The organism is Rufibacter soli, from assembly GCF_054781795.1.
Genome location: NZ_BAAGTS010000002.1, coordinates 2,130,190 through 2,152,094 on the forward strand (window position 1 = coordinate 2,130,190; position 21,905 = coordinate 2,152,094).

Below are 21,905 nucleotides of genomic sequence, written 5' to 3' on the forward strand. Positions count from 1 at the left end.
CTTCTCCTTTTAGTATGTTCTACCCTATAGTTTGGGTGCTACAACATTTTGGAGCACTTCATTCACTTTGTCGGCGGTGGCATCCCAGGTAAGATGCTGCAGTGCTCTTTGGTTAGCTTCCACTTGTTTTTTACGGAGGCCTTTGTCCTGCAAGAGAGTGACAATGTGTTTGGCCAGACCAGCCAGGTCATTGCAATCGGCTACGTTTGCCTGGGGCAACACTTCGGCGGCGCCTGTTTGCATGGACAAGACCACCGGCAAACCTACCTGCGTTGCCTCCAGGGCAGCCAGGCCAAAAGGCTCAGATAAAGCGGGCAGACAGAAAACAGAAGAGGTGCGCAGAAGATTCTCTGCCTGGGCCGGCGATAAAAAGCCAGTGAAGGTCACGGCCTCTTTGATGTCCAATTTCTCCACCAAGGCTTTGGCTTCCTCTAACTGCGGCCCATGCCCAGCCATAACAAAATGGGCAGCGGGTTCTTGTTGCAGCACCAATTTGGCTACCTTCAAAAATTGCAGCGGCCCCTTCTGTGCCACCAAACGCCCTAAAAAGGTCACTTGTTTGCGTTTGCTGGAAGCTACTGGAACTGCGGTAAAACTATCGGCCCCATTATAGACCACTTTCACTTTTTTAGCTGAAACCCCGTAGCGCTTCACGATCATGTGCGCCGTGCGTTCGCTTACGGCCAAAATCACGTCTGCGGCCTGCAGGGCTTTTGTCTCCAATTCATACACCCAGCCTAAGGGCTCTCCTACCTGACGGTCAAAAGACAGGCTATGCACGTGCAGTACCAAAGGAATCTTGCGTTGAATCTTTATTTCCACCCCGGCCAGGTACGTCATCCAGTCATGGGCATACACCACGTCTATCTCCTGGTGAGAAGCCAAACGGGCGGCATAGCGGGCAAACTGGATTACCTCAAAATTGATAGTTCCCCTGGCACCGGTTGCCACTGAAATCTGGGGTTGCCCTACTTTAGTGCCTGGTGCAGTAGTTTTTTGAACCGGGGAAGTGTCAACTAAAACTGCGGCAGGGTTCGGTAATTGCTCCAGGGGCTCTGGCAAGGAGGGATAAGAGATGCTTTCTTCGGGGTCTTCATAGGGGAAGAGGTTGGCAGCCACCCGGTGGGTGGTAGCGAAGCGGTCAAAGGACTTGGCCACCGGCGCCTGCTGAATCTCCTCCAGGTCAAGGGCGTCCAGGCCTACCACCTGGGCATGCTGTTCCAGCGCCAAATGATCTGCCTGGGGCACAATCATGGTTAGTTCTACTTCTTTGGCAAGCGCTTCTGCCAAATGAAAACAGGCTTTGCCTACTCCTCCGTTTAGAACGGGCTGGTCTTCCCATCCTAACATTAATACGCGTAGTCTTTTCATTATAGGCTTATTTCCTTCGTGTTTTTAGGCGGCGTGGTTGACTTGTAAAGTTAACCAACCAAGGCGCTATAGCAAACCACCCGGCTGGATTTTTTAATTTCAGGATTTTATTAAAGAAAGATCTAAAAAACATTCCGTAATTATGCAGTTTAATTGAAGTATAAGTACGCTGCTTTCGCTTCAATCCATTCCTTCGGTCCTTCTTTTATGCAAGATTCTATTCAGGATACCAATTACATGATCAATGACCTGGTCACCCAGCGGGAGGAATTCTTCGCGGGGACTGTCCAGCGCGTTGAATTTACTGACCGTTCTGTGCTCCTGGTGTGTGACAACCGCGTGAGTTTATTAGTTGAAGCTGTTTCCCAGAATATATTAAAGTTCAGGTATGCCACGGAAGGCACCTTTGGGCGTGACTTTTCCTATGCCCTTTGCCCTACCCGGCCCCACCATGAGGTACGCTTAAAGGTGAAGGAGTTACCAGACCACGTAAGGCTAACCACAAAGTACCTTATCTGCACCATCTCCAAAGAGGGCCTGATTACCCGCATCATGGACCGGTCCGGGAACGTGCTGAATGAAGATGAAAAGGGTTTCCATTGGGAAGAGCACAAAGAGCACGGCGGCAACATTGTGAAGATGAGCAAGGTCAACCAACCGCATGAATTCTTCTACGGTCTGGGAGACAAAGCCAATAACATGAACTTGCAGGGCAAGCGCGTAGAGAACTGGGGATCAGACACCTATGGCTACGTAAAAGGCACCGACCCGCTTTATAAAAACATCAATTTTTACACAGGCCTCCACCGTCGCCAGGCCTACGGAATTTTCTTTGACAACACGTTCAGAACCTTTTTTGATTTTGGTGCTGAGCGCAAAGAGGTGACCAGTTTCTGGGCCCAGGGCGGCACCATGGACTATTATTTCATCTATGGACCCAGCCTTACGGAGGTAGTCCAGAACTACACGGAACTGACCGGACCACCCGAGTTACCGCCGCTGTGGGCTTTGGGTTACCACCAATGCAAGTGGAGCTATTATCCAGAGTCTGTGGTGAAAAACCTGGCCCAGGGATTTAGGGAGCGTCGCATTCCCTGCGATGCCCTGTACCTGGACATTGACTACATGGAAGGGTTCCGGTGCTTTACCTGGAGCAAAAGCCATTTCCCGGAGCCTAAGCGCATGGTGCAGGAATTGTTGGAAGATGGTTTTAAAACCGTGGTGATCATTGACCCCGGCATCAAGATTGACCCTGACTACTGGGTGTACCAGGAAGCCATGGCCAATGACTTTTTTTGCCGCCGCGCCGATGGCCCGCTGTATAAAGGCACTGTTTGGCCTGGCCTTTGCCATTTCCCAGATTTTACCCGCGAAGACGTTCGTACCTGGTGGGCCACCCTTTTCCAGGGGTTAGTCGCTGATATTGGGGTGAAAGGGGTCTGGAATGACATGAATGAGCCGGCCGTTTTTGAGATTGGCACTTTCCCCAATGACGTGCGCCATTACTTTGACGGGGAGCCCTGTAGCCATCGCAAGGCCCACAACATCTATGGCATGCAAATGGCCCGCGCCACCTATGACGGCGTAAAGAACCACGCTTTCCCTAACCGTCCATTCACCATTACCCGGTCTGGCTATGCCGGGGTACAGCGCTACGCCTCCGGCTGGACCGGTGACAACATCGCTTCCTGGGATCACCTGTGGCTGGCCAACATCCAGTGCCAGCGCCTGAGCATTTCCGGGATGTCTTTTATTGGCTCAGACATTGGTGGTTTTATTGAGACCCCAGACGGGGAACTTTACATCCGGTGGCTACAGCTGGGTATTTTCCACCCCTTCTGCCGCACTCATTCCTCAGGAGACCACGGCGACCAGGAACCTTGGTCCTTCGGGGAACCTTATACCACCCTGGCCCGCAAGTTCATAGAATTGCGTTACCAACTGTTGCCATATTTGTATACCACCTTCTGGCAATACACCTCCCGAGGCACGCCCATGCTAAGGCCGCTCTCCTTCCTGGACCAAACCGATCCAGAATGCTACCACCGCATGGCCGAATTCACCCTGGGAGACCATGTGTTGGTGTGCCCAATCACGCAGCCCAAGGTAGAAGGCCGGATTCTTTATTTGCCCAAAGGCAACTGGTATAATTTCTGGACCGATGAGTTAGTGGCAGGCAAAGGGGAAGTTTGGGCAGATGCTCCGCTAGACAAAGTCCCCATGTTCATTAGAGCCGGAGCCATGATACCGTTTTACCCGGTGCAGCAGTACGTGGGCGAACTGGAAAAGCCTCCTGTCACCTTGCATGTGTACTACGGCACCACCCTTTGCGCGAGCGAGTTATATGAAGACGGTGGCGAAGGATATGCCTACGCCAATGGTGGTTTCCTACACAGAACCTTCCAAACGGGCACCTCTTCGGGGACCTTTAGAGTAAGCCAACAGATAAATGGCGCCGGAACCAGCCCCAACACCTTCTTTTCCCTGGTGGTGCACGGGTTACCATCTCCTACCGCCCAGGTTTTAGTAGACGGGCAACCGATGGCCTGGGAAGCCACCGCTGAGGTGAATTTGCTGCACGTGACCGTTCCCGCTGGCTTTACCGAGATTGAATTCCAACCGGTTCTATAGTGGTGTAACCTGAGAGGCCAACCTACCTAAAGTAAAATAAACAGCCCCTTGCGTTTTGAGCCTGTTTTTCAAAAAACAGGCTCAAAACGCAAGGGGCTGTTCTGTAAAATGGCTCTACTCCTGGGTGATGCTTAGGGCTAGTTGGTAAGCACGTTCATAGTGCACCAGCAGCTTTTTCCAGTCAAACATCTCAGACAGACTTTCTACTTTATTGCGTTGGGTAATACGCTCCCGGCGGCTCATTTCCACGTAATCAAACAGGTGCTCGGTGAGTTGCTCAGCAGATTCATCAAACCCAACCTCATGGCGGTTGATCACATAAATACCTTTCTCTGAGTACTTTTTCACGTGTTTCTTCACGTAATCCCCGAAGCCGGACAAATCACTGGTAACGGCCGGAATACCGCTAGCCACACATTCCAACGGGGTATAGCCCCAAGGCTCATAATAGCTGGGGAACACACCCAAATGGCAACCCCGCACAAACTGTCCGTACTCAAGACCAAACAACGGGTTAATGGGAGAAATGAAATCAGGGTGGTACACCACCTTCACCCGGTCATCAGCGTTGTTGATGAGGTTAGAGGTGCGCAGAAAATGCAGGATCTCATCTGTCTGGTCATTGACCAGGTTATGGGTAACTACTGGCGGCAACTGGTGCGTTTTCCATGATTGTATAGTACGGCGGTAGCGCAGTTTCCAGTAATCGTCAACGTAGTCATTCAACGACGGCAATTTGTAGTCTGTACTGGCGGCCGCGTCGTAAAAAAGCCTTTCCCCTACCTGGTCTTCAATGGCCCGGCAGGTTTCCTGAATTTCCTCCATGAGGGCCTTACTGTGCAATACCCCTGGGTTAATGGAATGGAACGGCTGCTTGGTCACAAAGAACATCACCACCGTCATGTCGCTTTTAGCCTCTTTCATGCGATGGTTCAGACGAGCCAGGGCCTCCAAAGTCAGGTCAAAGCCTTTGTTGCGGTATTCAAACCTACCGGAGGTAAAGAAGTACAGGGTTTTATCCAGGTTGAAGGGGAAGCTCTGAAAGAAGTGCCCCATTACAAACTGGTGGATTTTCTTTTTATAGGTCAAGTGCAGGTTCTGGAACTCATGCATGGCCGTAAAACGCCGAATGTTCAACCCATTGGGCAAGACCGTATCCGGGATTCTGTCCAGCAGGTAGATGCACTCGCGTACCGTTACCTCACTTACTGTGGTGAACACATGCGCCCCGTGGGCAGCCGCCCGCTCTATAGACACTGCCGGCTCAATATTAAAGTGCTTGGCCTCTTTCTGCCAGTCTACGGCCGTAAGCTGGTCATAAAAGTTAGGGTCGTTCATGGCCAGGTACCGGCCCAGCAAGGTGGCGTGGGTAGTGAACACAATCTTGACCGGCACCTGCTCCCGGCGTAAATCCGGAATGGCAGAACCCACCATCCACTCATGGAAATGGGCTACCACTTGTGCTTTTTCGGCTACAATGGCCAAAAACTGCTTTACCTGGTGCCCAAAAGCCAGCACCTGGTGCAACAAATCTTCATTAGAGGTAGGGATTCTGTGATTTTCCCAGAGAAGGTATTTTATCTCGCCCAGCTGCCCAAAAGCGCTGTACGGATTGATCAACACAATTTTAGGCCTGCCGGTTACCAGCCAGGTACCATAATAGCATTCTACACCCTGTGCCCTAAGCTCCAGCACCGCTTTCCCAAACACATCAGAGTAATCTTCAGAAGGCTCAAACTCATTGGCGGCTTGCTGCGGAAAGTAAGGACCCACCAGGCAATACTGGTCTCCCCAGTATTCAATCATGGCAGAAACCTTGGAACGAATTACCGTATAGATGCCACCTACTTGGTTACATGCTTCCCAGGCAATTTCCACTAAATGTGGAGAAGCAGTAGTTGTTTGTCTCATTGGGTACTGGTTTTAGGGCTATTTTACTCAAAATAGGTTAAAACAGATGTAGAAAAAACCTTTTATTTGATTTCTTCTCCAGCCTCTTGCTGGCTTCCGTTTCCTGTTTCCCCATAATCTCCTTAGTGTCAATCTGCTACCTCACGTTGGGTAATCACAAACAGTTAACCATTGGCGCCAGGATTGGCACAAATCACATTTTTCTTTTCTTCAAACCACCAAAACAAGCGTTTGGTGGCTTTTTATGGGCTAAAGGCCTTTCTAAAACTTTTATATCTTTTCCAGCAAGGCAACTTCTCTTAAATTTTCCCGCTATGTTAACCTGGCAAGAAAAAGACTTCAACCATTAACTTGTATTCCGTAATTTCCTAGGAGCGGCGATAAGCTATCTCCTACTAACGACATTCAAATTAATCTATGAGTATAGTATATGAAGGGCACGTGATCTGGGCCCAGGTAGACGCTAATATGCACCTTCGTCATTCGGCATACGCCGATTTTGCCGCCCAAGCCCGTATTGCCATGATGGCCACCCTGGGTCTGGATTTTAAGGCTTTTCAGAAATTGCACCTGGGGCCTATCCTGTTCCGGGAAGAACTGCAGTACCTGCGGGAGGTAGGCATTAATGATACCATTAAGATAGAGTCTGTCTTAACCAAAGTGCGGTCAGATGGGTCACGGTGGAGCATAAGGCATGATCTGTACCGGGGCGATGGCACCAAGGCTGCCATAATCAAGGTGGAAGGCGCCTGGATTGACGTGCTCAAAAGGAAACTGGTTCCTTTACCAGAAGATCTGGCGGCTACTTTCCTAACTTTGCCCAAAGCTGAGGACTTTGAGTTAGAAGGTTCCGGTCAGGAATAAGCCTTAAACAGAGAGGAAGCCAACATTGGCTCCCTCTCTGTTTAAGGCTTATTCTGTCACGCTGGTTTCTTTCTCTTTCCGGCTGCCACTATACAGTTCATATTTGAATAGCCTGGATTCTATAGGGCCGTTATACAATGGGATTCGGCGCGATGGCTTTAGCCCTATCCTTTTGGCGGCTTCCAGGTTACCTGTGAAAATACACGCGTCCCAGTTCTGGAAATTTGCTTTAAGGGTATCCCCTATCAACTTATACAGCTCATCCATATCAGTGTCGCGGCCAATGCGTTCACCGTAAGGTGGGTTCATCACTAGCAGGCCTTTCTCGGTGGGCTTGGTAGCCTGGGCGAAGTCCTTTACCTGCAAGGGCTCTACGTACTGGTCAATCTCCGCGAAGGCCAGGTTGTTCTGGGCGGCTTCCACAAAGTCTGGGTCAATATCTGACCCGTAAATCTTCACCTCATTTTTGGTGTCTTCCAGCGCCAGAGCGTCCTGGTACACGCGGTTGTAAAGGTTGGCGTCATAATCGGGCCAACGCATAAAGCCATAGTCGCGCCGGTACATTCCGGGGGCAATGTTGTGGGCCAAAAGCGCCGCCTCCGTGAGGAACGTGCCCGAGCCGCACATGGGGTCATACAACGTGGTTTTCTTGTCCCAACCACTCAACAAGAGGATGCCAGCGGCGAGCACTTCGTTTAAAGGGGCTACGTTGGTTTGCTGGCGGTAACCGCGGCGGTGCAGAGAATCCCCGGAAGAATCTAGAGCCAAGGAAACAATGTTCTCATGCATGTGCAGGTTGATTCTGATGTCGGGGGTGGCCACGTCTATGCTGGGGCGTTGCCCGGTGGCATCTCTGAACTGGTCTACAATGGCATCTTTGGTGAGCTGCGACACATATAAGGAGTGCTCAAACGTGGAGCGGGAAACCACCGCGTTAATAGCGAAGGTATCATTCACGCCCATAAACTGGCTCCAGTCCTGCTCCCGCACTTTCAGGTAGAGTTCTTTTTCGTCACGGGTTTTGAACTGCGCGAAGGGCTTTAGAATTCTAATGGCCGTCCGGCACCAGAGGTTAGCCTGGTACAGCAAATACTGGTTCCCGGAGAAAGTGACGGCCCGCACGCCAACCTTCACGTACTTGGCCCCCAGGTCTGTCAATTCCTGGGCAAGTACTTCTTCTAACCCCGCCATGGTGGTGGCGGTCATGTTGAAATTCTGTGATGCTTTGGGTGCGGCCATATGAATAATAAGGAAGGTTAGCGTGCCAGGCCCTGATGGTGCAGAACCCGTTGAGGCGGCAATTTCGGAAAAAATGCGCGCATGCCCTGCACCCTTATTCTCTAATAGAGCAGAATATGGCCTATCATAGCTCTAACCAAGACCGAAAGACCACTTATTAAAATAATTTACTAGAATTTGAGGCCTGGAATCACCTAAAACCAAGAATTTTCCCGCATATTTGATTTTACGCCAAACCTTTCAAACTCAAATATGTCAAACGTAGTTACTCCTCAGCCTTCGGGGAATGCGCTGGCCCCCAAGACCGATTACACCCGGTCCATGGCCATCATCGGGGCCCTGTTCTTTGTCTTCGGTTTCGTGACCTGGCTCAACTCGGTCTTGATCCCCTACCTCAAGATCGCCTGCGAGCTCAACAACTTCGAGTCCTACCTGGTGGCCTTCGCCTTTTACATCGCTTACCTGGTCATGGGCGTGCCCTCGGCCTGGCTGCTGAAAAGGACCGGCTACAAGAAAGGCATGTCGGTGGGCCTGCTCATCATCGCCGTGGGTGCCTTACTGTTCATTCCGGCGGCCCTCTCCCGTACCTACGGGCTATTCCTGCTGGGTCTTTTCGTGCAGGGAACGGGCTTAACGGTTTTACAGGCCGCTTCCAACCCCTACATCTCCATCATTGGGCCCGCCGAGAGTGCGGCCAAGCGGATCAGCATCATGGGGATCTGCAATAAGATCGCGGGTTCCGCGGCCCCCTTCATCCTGGGCAGCATCGTGCTGGCTGGCGCCGATGACCTGGTGGCCCGCCTTTCCTCCATGGACCTGGCCCAGAAGGCCGCCGAGTTGGACGTGCTGGCCCACCGCGTGATCATGCCTTACCTGGTGATCATGGCCGTACTTCTGGTGCTGGCCGTTTTGACCTATTTCTCGGGTCTTCCGGAAGTGGACACTGAGCAAGAGGACGAAGCCGTAGCCGCCGCCAACACCCACAAAACCAGCGTGTTCCAATTCCCGCACTTAGTGATTGGGGTGTTCAGTTTGTTTTTATATGTGGGCGTAGAGGTAATGGCCGGCGACACTGTGATCAGTTACGCCTCCAGCCAGGGCATTCCGTTAGATGAGGCCACGCGCTTCACCACGTTTACCCTCTGGGCCATGATCGCCGGTTACATCTTGGGTATTATTACTATCCCCAAGTATCTGAGCCAACAGAAGGCGCTGCAGATCTGCGCCGCCCTGGGCGTGGTCTTCACCTTATCCGCCATCTTCACCGAGGGCTACGTTTCCGTGCTGAGCATCTCCCTGCTGGGTCTGGCCAACTCCCTCATGTGGCCAGCTATTTTCCCGCTGGCCATCGCCGACCTGGGCCGTTTCACCAAGATGGGCTCCTCGCTGCTCATCATGGGCATCGCCGGGGGCGCCCTGCTCCCGCTCCTGTACGGGTACCTGGCCGACGTGGTGAACCCGCAACAGGCCTACTGGATGATGGTGCCCTGCTACCTGTTCATCCTGTACTTCGCGGCGGCCGGTTATAAAATCAGGACCCGCTAGGATTTTCCGTTTCAGGCCTATTTTTCCAAAAACGGGCCCAAAACAGCGCCCTCTCCTGCTTCTGGAGAGGGCGCTGTTTTTATAAAGAAGGAGGACGGGCGGTATTCTCCTTTCTCTGTGTATTTCTGTACTTTTGCACTATCATCCATTTAACGGCCATGAACCTTCAAAGAAACGCTTCCCTCCAGCCATACAACACCTTCGGCATAGACGCAAAGGCCAGCCTTCTGGCTAGCTTTTCTTCAGTGAAGGAGCTTAGGGAACTGTTGGCGCACCCAGAGGTGCAGGCGCTGCCTAAATTGGTATTAGGAGGCGGCAGCAACGTGCTTTTCACCCAACATGTAGAGGGCGCTGTGCTCCTGAACCGTATAAAAGGCATTACCCAGCAGGAAGAGGCAGACCAGCAACACGTATTGGTGACCGCCGGTAGCGGCGAGACCTGGCATGACTTGGTGCTATATACGCTGGAGCATGACCTGGGCGGGATAGAAAACCTCTCTTTGATCCCGGGCACGGTGGGGGCAGCTCCCTTGCAGAATATTGGTGCGTATGGCGTAGAGTTGAAAGACTCCTTTGTGTCTCTGGAAGCCCTGGAGAAAGCCACGGGCAACCTGGTTACCTTTACCAAGGACCAATGTGGCTTTGGGTACCGCGAAAGCATATTCAAAAAAGAGGCCAAAGGCAGGTTCATTGTTACCTCGGTAACCCTGCGGTTAACCAAAGACCACCGCTACAATACCTCTTATGGCGCCATTCAAGATACGCTGGCCGAAAACAAGGTAAAGGAACTGAGCCTGCGGGCCATTAGTGAAGCCGTTTGCCAGATCAGGAGAAGCAAATTGCCAGACCCGGCCAAGATTGGCAATGCCGGTTCTTTTTTCAAGAATCCAGAGATCCCAATTGCTTTATACGAACAACTGAAACACTCCTACCCTAACATGCCTGGCTACCCGGTAAGCGAGCAAACCGTGAAAATTCCGGCCGGCTGGCTGATTGAGCAATGCGGCTGGAAAGGCAAGGTTCTGGGTAAGCATGGGGTGCACAAAGACCAGGCCCTGGTGCTGGTAAATTACGGCGGGGCAACGGGCAACGAGGTAAAGGAACTGGCCTACGAGATCATAAAATCGGTGCAGGAGAAATTCGGCATTAGCCTTTCCCCGGAAGTGAACATTATCTAAGGTCTTATTCCGGTGAACACCCAGGAGATCATCACCCTTTTGCAGGAGGGAAAACCTAACAGAAAGGGCCTTGCCGATGAAGTGGCCTCTCACGTTTTGGCGCAGGGAGAAGTGGCTTTGGGAAACCTCTGGCCTGCGCTCTACCATGCGCAGCCAGGCGTAAGGCACCGGGCCGCGCATGCGGTGGAAGCCGTGGCTAAAAAGCAACCCAGGTGGCTAGAACCATACCAATCGGAAATCCTGGCTCAAATAGCCCATCCCGAACTTGATCCAGCCTTTAATTTCTTTATCCCATCTTTGTTGGGGCTGCTCACCTGGCCGCAGGAACAAATGGCAGCTGTGGTGGAACGCCTGGAATACTGGCTGCAGCACCTGGACCATCAATTTGTGAAAGTGTTCTGCCTGCAGTCGCTCACCGACCTGGCCGTGCAACAGCCTTGGCTGAAGCATGAGGTGGAAGAACTGGTGCACCAACATATGGCCAAAGGCGGGAAAGCCATTAATGCCCGGGGCAGGATGCTCTTGAAAACCCTCTCCTCTTTGAAAGAAGATTCTACTACGCTTTTGTAATAATACAAAAAAAGGCCTGCTCATGAGCAGGCCTTTTTGATTTACGTTTTGAGCCTGTTTTTAGAAAAACATGCTCAAAACACATTTACTTTAGAACAATCATAGACACGCCGTCGCCGCCTCGCTCCACGTGCTCATCAGCCACGCTGGCCACTTCACGGAGCGACCGCACATAATCCCGGATGACCTGCTTCAGGATACCGTTGCCGCGTCCATGGATAATTTTTACCTCGGGCATGCCCAGCATAATGGCATCATCCATGAAGTTCATGACGGTGGTGAGGGCTTCCTCGGCGCGCTGGCCGCGCACGTCCAGGGTATACTGGAAATCAGCCATGCGCTGGGTCACGTCCAGGCCTCTGGAAGGAGCTACCGCGGCGGCCGCCTCTTTCTCCTTCTTGGCCTTTTCGCGCACCACATTCGGGTCTGGGCGTTCCAGTTTCTCCAACTTCACAATGGTCTTAAGGCCGCCAAAGCTTACTTCGGCGGTCTTGCCTTTGATGGCCAGCAGTTCGCCCACCGAATCCTGCCCAATGAGAGCCACCCGCTCACCGGGCTGCAAAGGCCCTGACGGCGCAGAACCAGCGCGCCTGATTATTGGTTTGGGTTCTGGGGTGAGTTTCTCCTTGAACGTGTCCAGTTGCTGACGTGCTACCTTGGTCTGCTCCTTGTCTGCGTTACTGCGTTTGATGAGCTCAATGGTGCTTTCAATCTGCTGGTTGGCATCCTTTAAAAGCAGTTTGGCTTGGCCTTTGGCCGTCCGGATGATATCCTGCTTGCTTTCCTCCAAGTGCTGCTTGAGGGCGGTATATTCCTCCACGGCCTTCTGCATCTTGCGTTCCTGTTTGGCGGCGGCGGCATTCAACCGTTCCAGATCAGTCTTCTCCTGCTCCAGTTGCTCCAGCAACTTGTCATACCTTATCTTCTCTTTACCCACCAGCGTACCGGCCTTCTCCAGGATGTGCTTGGGCAGACCAATCTTGCGGGCAATCTCCAGGGCAAACGAAGAGCCCGGCTTGCCTATCTCCAGTTGGTAGAGCGGCTGCAGCTCAGCAGGGTTGTAGCGCATGGCACCGTTCACAATACCAGGGGTTTTCTCAGCGTAGTTCTTCAGGTTGGTGTAGTGGGTGGTGATCACGCCAAATACCTTCTGCTTGTGTAAAGAGTCCAGTACGGCCTCGGCAATGGCGCCGCCCACCGCGGGCTCCGTCCCGGTCCCGAACTCATCAATGAGTACCAATGATTTCTTGTCTGCGAACAGCACAAATTGCTTCATGTTCTGCAGGTGAGAACTGTACGTACTCAGGTCATTCTCAATGGATTGCTCATCACCCATATCCAGGAAGATATCCTGAAACAATCCGGCCTCCGAATTCTCGGCCACCGGAATCAACAACCCGCACTGCAGCATGTACTGCAACAGGCCTGCCGTTTTCATCGCCACCGATTTACCCCCGGCGTTGGGCCCAGAAATCAACAGAATGCGCTGCTCCTGATCCAGTTCCAATGAAAGCGGCACGGCTTGTTTGCCATGAGCCTGCAGCGTGAGGTGCAGAATGGGGTGACGGGCGTTTTTCCATTTCATGACCGGCGCCTTGTGCAGCACTGGCATGAGCGCCCCTATTCTATTGGCAAGAATAGCCTTGGCCCTGATAAAGTCCAGCAAAGAAAGGAACTGGTACGCCTTTCTGAGGCCCGGCAAATGGTGCCGCAGCTGATTGGTGACCGCCGTCAAAAGCCTGATCAGCTCGCGGTGGTAGGCGTTCTCCAGGTCCTTGATATCATTGTTGAGCTCAAACACGCTTTCCGGCTCCAGGTAAACGGTCTGGCCGGTGGCCGATTCATCGTGGATAAGGCCTTTGATACGCCGCTTGTATTCAGCGATGACCGGAATCACCAGACGGCCGCCCCTAATGGTGGGTTCGGCGTCGGCGGGGGTCCAGCCTTCGTTTTTGGCGTGGCGCATAATGCTGGCAATCTGCTTCCGCAGTTGGGTCTGCTGGCCAATAAGGTCGCGCTTCACGCGTTGCAGCTCTGGCGAGGCATCTTCTTTTACATTGCCGCTGTCATCTACCAGCTTTTCCAGGGCCGCCACCAATTGGCGGTCCACCTCCACGCCTTGGGTGAGAGCTTTCAAGGCAGGATATTCGCCTTCCTCAGACTCCACAAAAAAGCCCAGCGCCTGCCGGATGGCCCGCAGTGACATCTTCACCTCGTACACACCGCGCACCTCCAGGAACGCTCCCTCCAGAGAGGCACGGTTCAGGTGTTCGGTCACGTCAAAATAGTATTGCGAAGGGAAGTCTTCGCCGGCACGCAGGATATGGGCAAATTCCTCGGCTTGCTGCAGCAGGCGCTGCACCAGGTCAAAGCGGTCCAGAAAGTGGAGGCGCTCCACAAAGCGGCGGCCCAGCGGGCTAAGACAAGCCTCAGATAACATTTCCCGGATTTGGGTAAACCCGATTTTCTGTTCGAAATTAGATGGGTATATCAATTAGTTTCTCTTTTCTAAATGGTTGGTTTGCGTTTTAAGCCCGTTTTTACAAAAGTAGGCGAAAAACGGCATTGGCTAGCATTCCAGAACATGGTTCCTAGGGTCAATGTTCCAGGCAGGGAAAGATTTTTGATAACATTTTGTTGCCGATACATTTTTAGCTGAAGCCTTCCACTATTGAAGCTTTTGGTTCTTTGACAGATATAGTGCTTGTGGGTGAGAATACCAACAAGGGCGGGAGTCTTAAAGGTTAGGTTACTTATGGTTGGTTGACTCCCCTCCTGGTTAATTCACTCACCTCAAAACTTTTCTTCTATACCCAAACCAAACAGGGCGTAATCATATTTAACGGGGTCTGCAGGGTCAAACTGCCGCAGATGCTGGGTTAATTCTTCGGCCATGGCCCAGTCTGATTGGGTTCGCTCAATGAGGCCCAATTTGCGGGCCACCCGCTGCACGTGCACATCACAGGGGCAAACAAGATCTGCGGGTGACAGGCGGTTCCAGATTCCGAAGTCTACCCCTTTATCATCTTTCCTCACCATCCAACGCAGGTACATGTTAATGCGCTTGCACGCAGATTTCTTGGCTGGAGTGGAGATGTGCTTGCGGGTGCGGTGGGGCGCCTCGGGGAGGGAAAACACCAGGTTATAGAAGTATTCCAGCCGGGCCTCCTGGGTAGTGAGTGGAGCATTAGGCGGCCCTAGGAAAGCTTCTTCCAGAGAGTCATGCTGCTGGTAGAACCATTGGAAGAAATAGACCAGGTACAGAAGGTCCGTGTCATTAAAAGTGCGGTGCTTAAAGCCAAGCAGTTGTTTTAGATCTTCGTCCTGGTGTTGGGTGATGAATTGGTAGGGGGCATTGTCCATGCGGGTTAGCAGCTCCCGGCATTTATTGATGATGGTTTTGCGTTGCCCCCAGGCCAGGATAGACCCAAAGAAGCCGGCAATTTCAATGTCTTGCTTCCGCTGGAACAGATGCGGAATGGAAACCGGGTCATGCGGGATAAAGGCCGGGGTGTTGTATTTCTGGTATCTGTCTTCCAGCAACGCCTGCACTTGGGCAGCGGTAAATGCCATAGGTAAGGTTGAATTGGGTGCCAATGGTAAAACGCGGGACAAACGGAAACGTTTATGTTCCAAACTTTCAGCGTTACGCAAATTACCAGCGGGTTTTGAAATTAATGTTTGCCGTGGGGTGAACCAGAATTAAAAAACAGGCCCAAAACGGTTACCTGTTGGTTTTCCGTTTTGGGCCTGTTTTTCTCAAAACAGCCGTAAACTGGGCTTAGGGCATATAAGAGACTTCTACCCGGAAGCGCTTGTCTACCGCCCCAATTTGCTGACAGGCCTTTTTGGAAAGTTTCACGACCAGTTTATCGTTTTCGCCAGTGGCAGGTAATTTGCCAATCACGCGCACGTACACGGTCTGGTCATTCATAGGGTTTTTCACGGCCATGATTGTGCCAACGGCCGCTGTTTTATGAAGCGCCAGGAATTTATTGGCATCCCCGCGCTGCTCAATCTGTTCGGCCATGCCGCTCTCATTCACCCGGGCTACATACTCAGAGGTTTTGGAAGATGATTTTTCCTCTTCTGCCTCGGTTTTCTCTGGGGATGGGGTATTCTTTCTCACGCTAGAGGCCGCAGCCGGCGCTGGCGTGGAAACAGGGGCGGTTGAGGCCGTCACCGTGGCAGGCTGTTGCTTAGGAGTGGAGATCACATCATCGTTCTCCGGCACATATACCTTAGAGGCGGTGGTGGTCTGGGCAGGCACTTTGGCGCCCACGCCTACAATCAGGTTTTGGCCTATCTCTACTGTGGCGTTGGAAAGCTTGTTCCATTTTTTAATATCCTCTACAGACACATTGTGCTGCCGAGAAATGGAATACAGCGTTTGCCGGGCCTGTACCGTGTGCATTTTATTCCCCTGGGCATCTACTACGTAGGTGCGGTTGGCGGCAGGGCTAGCAGCGGTTTCAGAAAGGGTTACTTTGGCGGCGGCGGTGCTTTCCTGCTTTACCGGAATAAGCACCAGTTGGCCCACTACCAATGATTTTTCTACGTTTTTATTGGCTTCCACAATTTTTGCCACCGGAACGCCGTATTTGCGGGAAAGGGCATACAGGGTTTCGCCAGGTTTTACTTTGTGGGTGATATAAGGTTTTCCGTTCTGGGTTTTCACCCCAATGGAGTCACGGGCAAAAAGCGTCTCCGCGGAAGCGGCACCGTAAGAAACCATGAAACAACCCAGAACAAACACAAACTTCTTTAACATGGATGCTACTTCTTTAATCAATTATATGCTGGGCGGGAAACGATAACTAACCAGTTTTGATTTTTCCAGCAGGGCAAAAAGCTTGCCGCCCAACGTGAAAAAACCAGATTCCCCGGGGGCATCGGTTTCCTGGGAAAGACATAGTTTTCCTAAGGGCCCGCCGCCGAGGGTGTAAGTTACCAAAAAATTCATAAACCTATCGTTTTCCTTCTGAAGGTGATAGCCTATACAAAAAAAAGTTTCGGTCTCCAGATACGCGATTTCCTGTCCGGTGTGGTGGCCTTCCCGTTCCAGGATAAATTCGGCTAAGCCTTCAAAATAAGGACTCAACGGAGTATGGACTTCGGGCCTTTTCCAAAGGTTTGTACCTCTTTCTGGGTCACTTGCCATTTGGTCTTTCCTTGGGGCGTCTTTAGTCAAAAGCACCCCAGTTCTGGGATGCACCAAATGATGAACGCCTTCCGAATCTGCCAGCACCACCTCATTTTGCTGGCTTTTTACCCAGTGCAGTTGGGGCTGCGTAAACAACACCTCCTGTTTTCTGATATCAATGGCCGTTACCCCTTTGGGTAGCCCCAGGTGCTGGACTTTCTCAAACCCCTGCAGATACAAAACCTGGTTTTTCAGCGCTACTAGGCTTACCCACCAGGGATCTTTTCCCTTGAAATGGTCTAATATAACTTGGCTTGTGCGGGTGTCTATTACAGAGAAAGAAACCTGCAAGGTTTCGGCGTTCCTTACTTCCAGAGCCAGATGGCCCGCCTCACCGTCTACCTCCAGGCGCCAGATGGTCCCCTGAAAGGTATAATCCAAGGCAAGCTCAAGGGAATGCATTTGCTGTTTTGGGCATGTTTTTTGAAAATCAGGCTAAAAGTAAGAAATACCAGGGAGTTCGCCGTTGGAAAAAGTAAGGTCCCTAGTACTAGAACCACCGGAAATGTCTTCGACCTTGCTATCTTTGAAACCGGCTGGTTTGCCACTTGACCTTAAAGCACTTCTTACCCTTCTTCTATGAAAGCTGTTGGAATAATTCCTGCCCGTTTTGCCTCTACCCGTTACCCGGGTAAGCCCCTGGTTATGCTAGACGGAAGATCCATGATTCAGCGGGTATATGAGCAGGCTTCGCAAGCGCAATTGCAGGCCGTAGTAGTGGCGACCGACGATACCCAAATCCGGCAACATGTAGAAGACTTTGGGGGAAAAGTAGTGATGACCTCTCCAGACCATCAAAGCGGCACCGACCGTTGTCAGGAGGCCTACAGCCAGTTGGGTGAAATCTTTGACGTTGTAGTGAACATACAGGGAGATGAGCCTTTCATCCAGCCCGAGCAGATTAACCGGGTGCTTGGTTGTTTTGCGATGGAAGAAGCCCAGATTGCCACCCTTATCAAACCTGTGCAACACCAGGAAGAGTTAGAATCACCTAACAGCCCCAAGGTAGTAGTGGGTGCCCAGGGCCAGGCCCTGTATTTCAGTCGGCACCCTATACCCTATCTGCGGGGCGTAGAACAGGCAAATTGGCTTACCCACCACGTTTTCTATAAACACATTGGCATTTACGGGTACCGTACCCAGGTGCTGGCACAACTAACCCAATTGCAGCCTTCCCCCTTAGAGAAAGCCGAATCTCTGGAACAGCTTAGGTGGCTGGAACACGGTTTTAAGATCATCACTGCCATCACCCAGGCAGAAACTATTGGCATTGATACTCCTTCTGACCTAGAGAAAGCGCTGGAATACCTTAAAAAGAGTTCTGAGTCCTGAGTTCAGAACCTCAAAACTCAGGACTCAGAACTACAACCTTTAGGTTGTTTAGCCTCCCGCTTTTTTGGCTTTGTATTTCAGGTCCAGGAGCAGTTGCAACACCTTGTCTCTGAAATCTCCCTGAATGGTTATTTCGCCGTCTTTGGCGCTGCCGCCTACCCCACATTTTGTTTTCAGGGTTTTGCCCAGAACCTGGAGGTCCTCGTCCAGACCAATGAAGCCGGTAATAAGCGTCACCTGTTTTCCGCCCCGGCTTTTCTTGTCTAACTGCACGCGCAGGTTCTGCTGCTGCGGAGGCAAGGTCTGGGCTGCGTCTTCCTGCTGGTACTCGTACTCAAAATCTGGGTTGGTGGAGAAGACCACCCCTTCGCGGTTTTTCTTGTTCTTGCTCATACTGCTTTCACATGGGCGCCCAAAGACGCTACTACTTCTAAAGATTCTGGAAAAAGTTGCACCGTAAACTCGGTGGCGGTGCCCATAAACTCACCATCGGCGTGGAAATGCTGCGGCTGGGGGCATTTCACCTCTACCATGGAACAGGTATGAAACTCGGCCAGGCCGGAAGTGGCAATCTGTTTGGTCATAAGCCCATATCCCAACTGAATGGCCTCCGCTACTCCCACATGCCGTATCAGACACACATCTAAAAACCCATCCTGGATATCGGCCATGGGGGCAATGTAGGCGTTGTTGCCGTATTGAGAGGCATTGGCAAAGGCCACTACAAAAAACTCTGAGCTTACTTCCCTCCCATTCAGTTGCACCGTTGCCTGCTGCGCCTGAAAGGTCCTGAATTCCTTTACCACCAAGGCAATGTAACTGCTCAGCCCCCGCTTGGTGCTTTGGGCGAAGGCGGAACTGATTAACCCGTCAAACCCAATGCCGGCGGTACAGAAAAACGGGTGGTTATTAATTGCGCAGGAGTCAATGCGGTGAAAAACGGGGCTATTTAATAAATCCAGCGCCAAGGGTAAATTCAAAGGAATACCCAAATGCCGGGCCAGCCCGTTGCCCGACCCCTTAGGGAGAATTCCCAAGGCCGAGGAGGTGTTGAGGAGGCCTCTGGCTACTTCATTCACGGTGCCATCCCCGCCCACGGCCACCACCAAACGGGCCCCACGGGCCGCAGCCTGCTGAGCCAACTCCGTAGCGTGGCCCGCCCGTTCCGTAAACACCACTTCTGGGTTCCAGCGGGAAGTGTCCAGGTGTTGCTCAATCAGGTCGGGCACCGAAACGGAGCTCCGGACCCCAGATTTCGGGTTAAGGATAAAACAGGCTTTTTCCGGGCCAGGGGTTGTGGTCATACGCGTCAGTCTTTCCTATCAATGCAAGCCTATTTTCTTCCTTCTGGTAAGCCTTAGGAAACTCTGTTTTACGGGGCTTCCTGTTTCAAGGCTGTTTTGGTAAAAATACACAAAAAAAGTGGCGCCGCCCTGAGGCAACACCACTTCTAAAAAGCAATAATCGTTTGAACCTAGGCTCCTATGCGCTCCATTAAGTCAGCAGCACGGTTAGAATAGCCAGTCTCGTTGTCATACCAGCCCACCACTTTCACCAAGGTGCCGCTGGCTGAAGTCAGTTCAGCGTCAAAGATGCAAGAGTGACGGTTGCCTACAATATCAATAGACACAATAGGATCTTCAGTGTATTCCAAAATGCCTTTCATAGAGCCTTCAGCCGCTTTTTTCATGGCAGCGTTGATCTCTTCTTTGGTCACTTCCTTTTTCAGGATAACGGTAAGGTCAGTCAAAGAGCCATCTGGAATAGGCACGCGCATGGCCACGCCGTCCAATTTACCGTTCAGGTGAGGCAATACCAAGCCAACGGCTTTGGCGGCACCAGTAGACGTAGGCACAATAGAATAAGCCGCGGCACGGGCACGACGTAAGTCAGCGTGAGGGGCATCTTGCAGGTTCTGGTCTGCGGTGTAGGCGTGCACGGTAGTGATATAGCCTTTTTCAATGCCGAAGGCCTCATCCAATACCTTGGCCATTGGGGCCAGGCAGTTGGTGGTGCAGGAAGCATTGGAAACGATGGTTTCTGAACCGGTCAGGATATCTTCGTTCACGCCTAATACCACGGTTGGGATATTTCCTTTGGCTGGGGCTGAGATTACCACTTTTTTGGCACCTGCTTCCAGGTGACCGCCAGCGCCTTTCTCATCTACGAAACGGCCGGTAGATTCCAGAACCACGTCAACATTTAGTTTTCCCCAAGGCAAGTTCTTCGGCTCGCGCTCAGCAAAAACCTCAATGCGGTTTCCATTTACAGTGATGCTGTTCTCGTCAGCGGTAACGGTTCCGTTGAAACGGCCGTGCACGGAGTCATATTTCAAAAGGTGCGCCAGGGTAGCGTTGTCCGTCAGGTCATTGATGGCCACTACTTCTACATTCTCACGCTCCAATAGGGTCTTAAAGGTAAGACGGCCAATCCGGCCGAAGCCATTAATGGCTACTCTTATTTTATTAGACATCTTTTTAAATTTTTGGTGATAGTATTTGAATAACAGCGGCAAGTTACATGTTACTGCAGGCAAAACAAACTAAAAATTTTGCCGCTCATTTTGAGCCATTTACCTTAAAAGGGGCTTTATTTTGCTGTAGGGTGTTGTCAGATTAAAATACGCCTTCTATATTTGCACCATCAAAACCGAAAGATGGTCCGTTCGTCTAGGGGTTAGGACACCAGATTTTCATTCTGGTAACAGGGGTTCGATTCCCCTACGGACTACTTAAAAACATAAAGGCCTGTAAGAACTTATCTTACAGGCCTTTATGTTTTTGTACGGGTTAAACCCAACTTGGGATAGACCAATGTTGGAGCGTAGTGATCCGGTAAAAGACCTCTCTTTTATTCCTGTTTCAATTCCTAGAAATAACAACTAACCGCCATTAAAGAATTCCTATCCTGTTTTAAGCCTGTTTTTGTAAAAACAGGCTTAAAACAGATCGGCCCTGAGGTAAATTACCACAGGGCCGATCTGTTACATACTAATCAGGTAATGCCTAGTTCATTTTAGAAAGCTTCGCTTTGGTGGCTTCCATGGTTTGGCTCATGATTTCCATTTCCTGCTTGGCTACTTCCTGCCGGATAAGAATCTTCTGTAACCGTTTGTCTAGGTCATTCAATTCTCTGGTTTTTGCAGCCAATGCTGTTTCCTGACGCTTAAGGCCAGTATGTGGAGTCTCCTCCGTACCATCTTCCTCTTGGGCTGCCGCAGCTAGTTCAGCTTCCAGTTTATCTTTCGCTTCCTGGCTTTTGGAGATCTTGGCTTTCAACTTGCTAGCCGATACTTCCATGCGTTTTGCCTCCTCCATAGAGTACAGCACAACATCCTCAGCATATTCTACTTCAGACTGAATGTTTTCCAGGTAAACATTTTTGGCGAATTGCTGCAATAATCCAGCGCTACGGCTCCACTCCTGCGGCGTTTCTATTTGGCTCAGGTGCTTGCCACCCATTTCCAAGGACCACCATAAGGTAGTGTTGTCTGAGTCGCCCTCTACTTTGGAGACAATGTTAATGGGCTGGCTGCTTACGGACTCTATCTCCCCTTCTTCAATGGAATAGATGCCTTTAGGCGCCTTTGGTTTAGCAAATGACCAGAAGGATTCCCCGTTAACCGGACTGCCCGTTTGATTTTTAAGATACGTTTTCCAGGCGCGCTCCACCACCTCACGTTCCACCTGAAGGGTAATGCGTTGCCCTTTGTGGCTAACGCCATTGATAACCATATCAGCTTCGGCAACGCCAGGACTCTGCGCCCACGCAGAGGATGACATTCCCCAAAACACCAATGATAAAGACACTGCCACTAGTCGAGTAGAAGTTTTTCCCATATATTGATTTTCCTTTGTTGTAGAGTTCAAATCTAGCAATTATATCAACATACCAGCATCTAAACTAATATTTATTGATTCAGTTTTTTGGACTATATCAACATGCAAATACTTAATTGTATTTAATTTCGTTTCTTCCTATCCAAAATCTTCATGGCGGCCAACTAGATACTATTTTCTCGCCCTGCTCCTTCCCTCTTTTTATGAACTTTAACAATCTAT

Annotated in this window: 17 protein-coding genes and 1 tRNA gene; 7 read left to right on the forward strand and 11 right to left on the reverse strand. The window is 51.2% G+C overall.

Annotated elements, in window-relative coordinates:
- Positions 1-24: 24 nt before the first annotated feature.
- A complete protein-coding gene (locus ACYVJQ_RS10780) occupies positions 25-1,290 on the reverse strand; it encodes a glycosyltransferase family 4 protein (RefSeq protein ID WP_460893083.1) in 1,266 nt (421 codons plus the stop codon).
- A gap of 288 nt (positions 1,291-1,578) precedes the next feature.
- Between ACYVJQ_RS10780 and ACYVJQ_RS10785 the strand changes: the two genes are divergently transcribed.
- Positions 1,579-4,002, forward strand: coding sequence for a glycoside hydrolase family 31 protein (locus ACYVJQ_RS10785; RefSeq protein WP_460893084.1), 2,424 nt, complete (start codon positions 1,579-1,581; stop codon positions 4,000-4,002).
- A gap of 114 nt (positions 4,003-4,116) precedes the next feature.
- Here ACYVJQ_RS10785 and ACYVJQ_RS10790 read toward each other — a convergent pair whose 3' ends face one another.
- The gene (locus tag ACYVJQ_RS10790; protein ID WP_460893085.1) at positions 4,117-5,913 is read right to left on the reverse strand and encodes a glycosyltransferase; all 1,797 of its coding nucleotides are present in this window, start codon (positions 5,911-5,913) and stop codon (positions 4,117-4,119) included.
- A 417-nt stretch (positions 5,914-6,330) separates the two neighbouring features.
- Between ACYVJQ_RS10790 and ACYVJQ_RS10795 the strand changes: the two genes are divergently transcribed.
- The gene (locus tag ACYVJQ_RS10795; protein ID WP_460893086.1) at positions 6,331-6,777 is read left to right on the forward strand and encodes an acyl-CoA thioesterase; all 447 of its coding nucleotides are present in this window, start codon (positions 6,331-6,333) and stop codon (positions 6,775-6,777) included.
- A gap of 48 nt (positions 6,778-6,825) precedes the next feature.
- On the opposite strand, the gene ACYVJQ_RS10800 is transcribed toward ACYVJQ_RS10795, so the two are convergent.
- Positions 6,826-8,016 (reverse strand): THUMP domain-containing class I SAM-dependent RNA methyltransferase, encoded by a 1,191-nt coding sequence (locus tag ACYVJQ_RS10800; RefSeq protein WP_460893087.1) that lies wholly within the window; start codon positions 8,014-8,016, stop codon positions 6,826-6,828.
- Between the two features lie 252 nt (positions 8,017-8,268).
- On the opposite strand from ACYVJQ_RS10800, the gene ACYVJQ_RS10805 reads away from it, so the two are divergent.
- From ACYVJQ_RS10805 to ACYVJQ_RS10815, 3 genes are all read left to right on the forward strand, one after another.
- Positions 8,269-9,561, forward strand: coding sequence for a sugar MFS transporter (locus ACYVJQ_RS10805; protein ID WP_460893088.1), 1,293 nt, complete (start codon positions 8,269-8,271; stop codon positions 9,559-9,561).
- 158 nt (positions 9,562-9,719) lie between these two features.
- Positions 9,720-10,739, forward strand: a complete 1,020-nt coding sequence (murB, locus tag ACYVJQ_RS10810) for a UDP-N-acetylmuramate dehydrogenase (RefSeq protein WP_460893089.1) — start codon at positions 9,720-9,722, stop codon at positions 10,737-10,739.
- Between the two features lie 12 nt (positions 10,740-10,751).
- Positions 10,752-11,309 carry a hypothetical protein gene (locus ACYVJQ_RS10815; RefSeq protein WP_460893090.1) on the forward strand — a complete coding sequence of 186 codons (558 nt, stop codon included), beginning with the start codon at positions 10,752-10,754 and terminating at the stop codon, positions 11,307-11,309.
- 85 nt (positions 11,310-11,394) lie between these two features.
- On the opposite strand, the gene ACYVJQ_RS10820 is transcribed toward ACYVJQ_RS10815, so the two are convergent.
- The 4 genes from ACYVJQ_RS10820 to ACYVJQ_RS10835 all read right to left on the reverse strand — a co-directional run bounded on the left by ACYVJQ_RS10820 (position 11,395) and on the right by ACYVJQ_RS10835 (position 16,914).
- On the reverse strand, positions 11,395-13,803 hold the full coding sequence (locus ACYVJQ_RS10820; protein WP_460893091.1) for an endonuclease MutS2: 2,409 nt from the start codon (positions 13,801-13,803) through the stop codon (positions 11,395-11,397).
- Positions 13,804-14,102: 299 nt separating this feature from the next.
- Positions 14,103-14,882: a TIGR02757 family protein gene (locus ACYVJQ_RS10825; RefSeq protein WP_460893092.1), complete on the reverse strand. Its 780-nt coding sequence runs from the start codon at positions 14,880-14,882 to the stop codon at positions 14,103-14,105.
- Between the two features lie 208 nt (positions 14,883-15,090).
- Positions 15,091-16,080, reverse strand: a complete 990-nt coding sequence (locus ACYVJQ_RS10830) for a LysM peptidoglycan-binding domain-containing protein (protein ID WP_460893093.1) — start codon at positions 16,078-16,080, stop codon at positions 15,091-15,093.
- Positions 16,081-16,101: 21 nt separating this feature from the next.
- The gene (locus ACYVJQ_RS10835) at positions 16,102-16,914 is read right to left on the reverse strand and encodes a DUF4905 domain-containing protein (protein ID WP_460893094.1); all 813 of its coding nucleotides are present in this window, start codon (positions 16,912-16,914) and stop codon (positions 16,102-16,104) included.
- Between the two features lie 177 nt (positions 16,915-17,091).
- Here ACYVJQ_RS10835 and kdsB point away from each other — a divergent pair, with 177 nt between their 5' ends.
- Positions 17,092-17,844, forward strand: coding sequence for a 3-deoxy-manno-octulosonate cytidylyltransferase (gene kdsB, locus ACYVJQ_RS10840; protein WP_460893095.1), 753 nt, complete (start codon positions 17,092-17,094; stop codon positions 17,842-17,844).
- Positions 17,845-17,892: 48 nt separating this feature from the next.
- Here kdsB and ACYVJQ_RS10845 read toward each other — a convergent pair whose 3' ends face one another.
- From ACYVJQ_RS10845 to gap, 3 genes are all read right to left on the reverse strand, one after another.
- Entirely contained in the window at positions 17,893-18,237 is a 345-nt protein-coding gene (locus tag ACYVJQ_RS10845; protein WP_460893096.1) for a translation initiation factor, read from the reverse strand.
- Complete coding sequence (locus ACYVJQ_RS10850; protein ID WP_460893097.1) at positions 18,234-19,148, reverse strand: diacylglycerol/lipid kinase family protein; 915 nt, start codon at positions 19,146-19,148, stop codon at positions 18,234-18,236. The genes ACYVJQ_RS10845 and ACYVJQ_RS10850 overlap by 4 nt, the downstream gene beginning before the upstream one ends.
- Positions 19,149-19,318: 170 nt before the next feature.
- Positions 19,319-20,317: a type I glyceraldehyde-3-phosphate dehydrogenase gene (gene gap / locus ACYVJQ_RS10855; protein WP_460893098.1), complete on the reverse strand. Its 999-nt coding sequence runs from the start codon at positions 20,315-20,317 to the stop codon at positions 19,319-19,321.
- Between the two features lie 185 nt (positions 20,318-20,502).
- Between gap and ACYVJQ_RS10860 the strand changes: the two genes are divergently transcribed.
- A tRNA-Glu gene (locus ACYVJQ_RS10860) sits at positions 20,503-20,574 on the forward strand.
- Positions 20,575-20,849: 275 nt separating this feature from the next.
- Here ACYVJQ_RS10860 and ACYVJQ_RS10865 read toward each other — a convergent pair.
- Positions 20,850-21,626 (reverse strand): hypothetical protein, encoded by a 777-nt coding sequence (locus ACYVJQ_RS10865; RefSeq protein WP_460893099.1) that lies wholly within the window; start codon positions 21,624-21,626, stop codon positions 20,850-20,852.
- Positions 21,627-21,905: the final 279 nt, after the last annotated feature.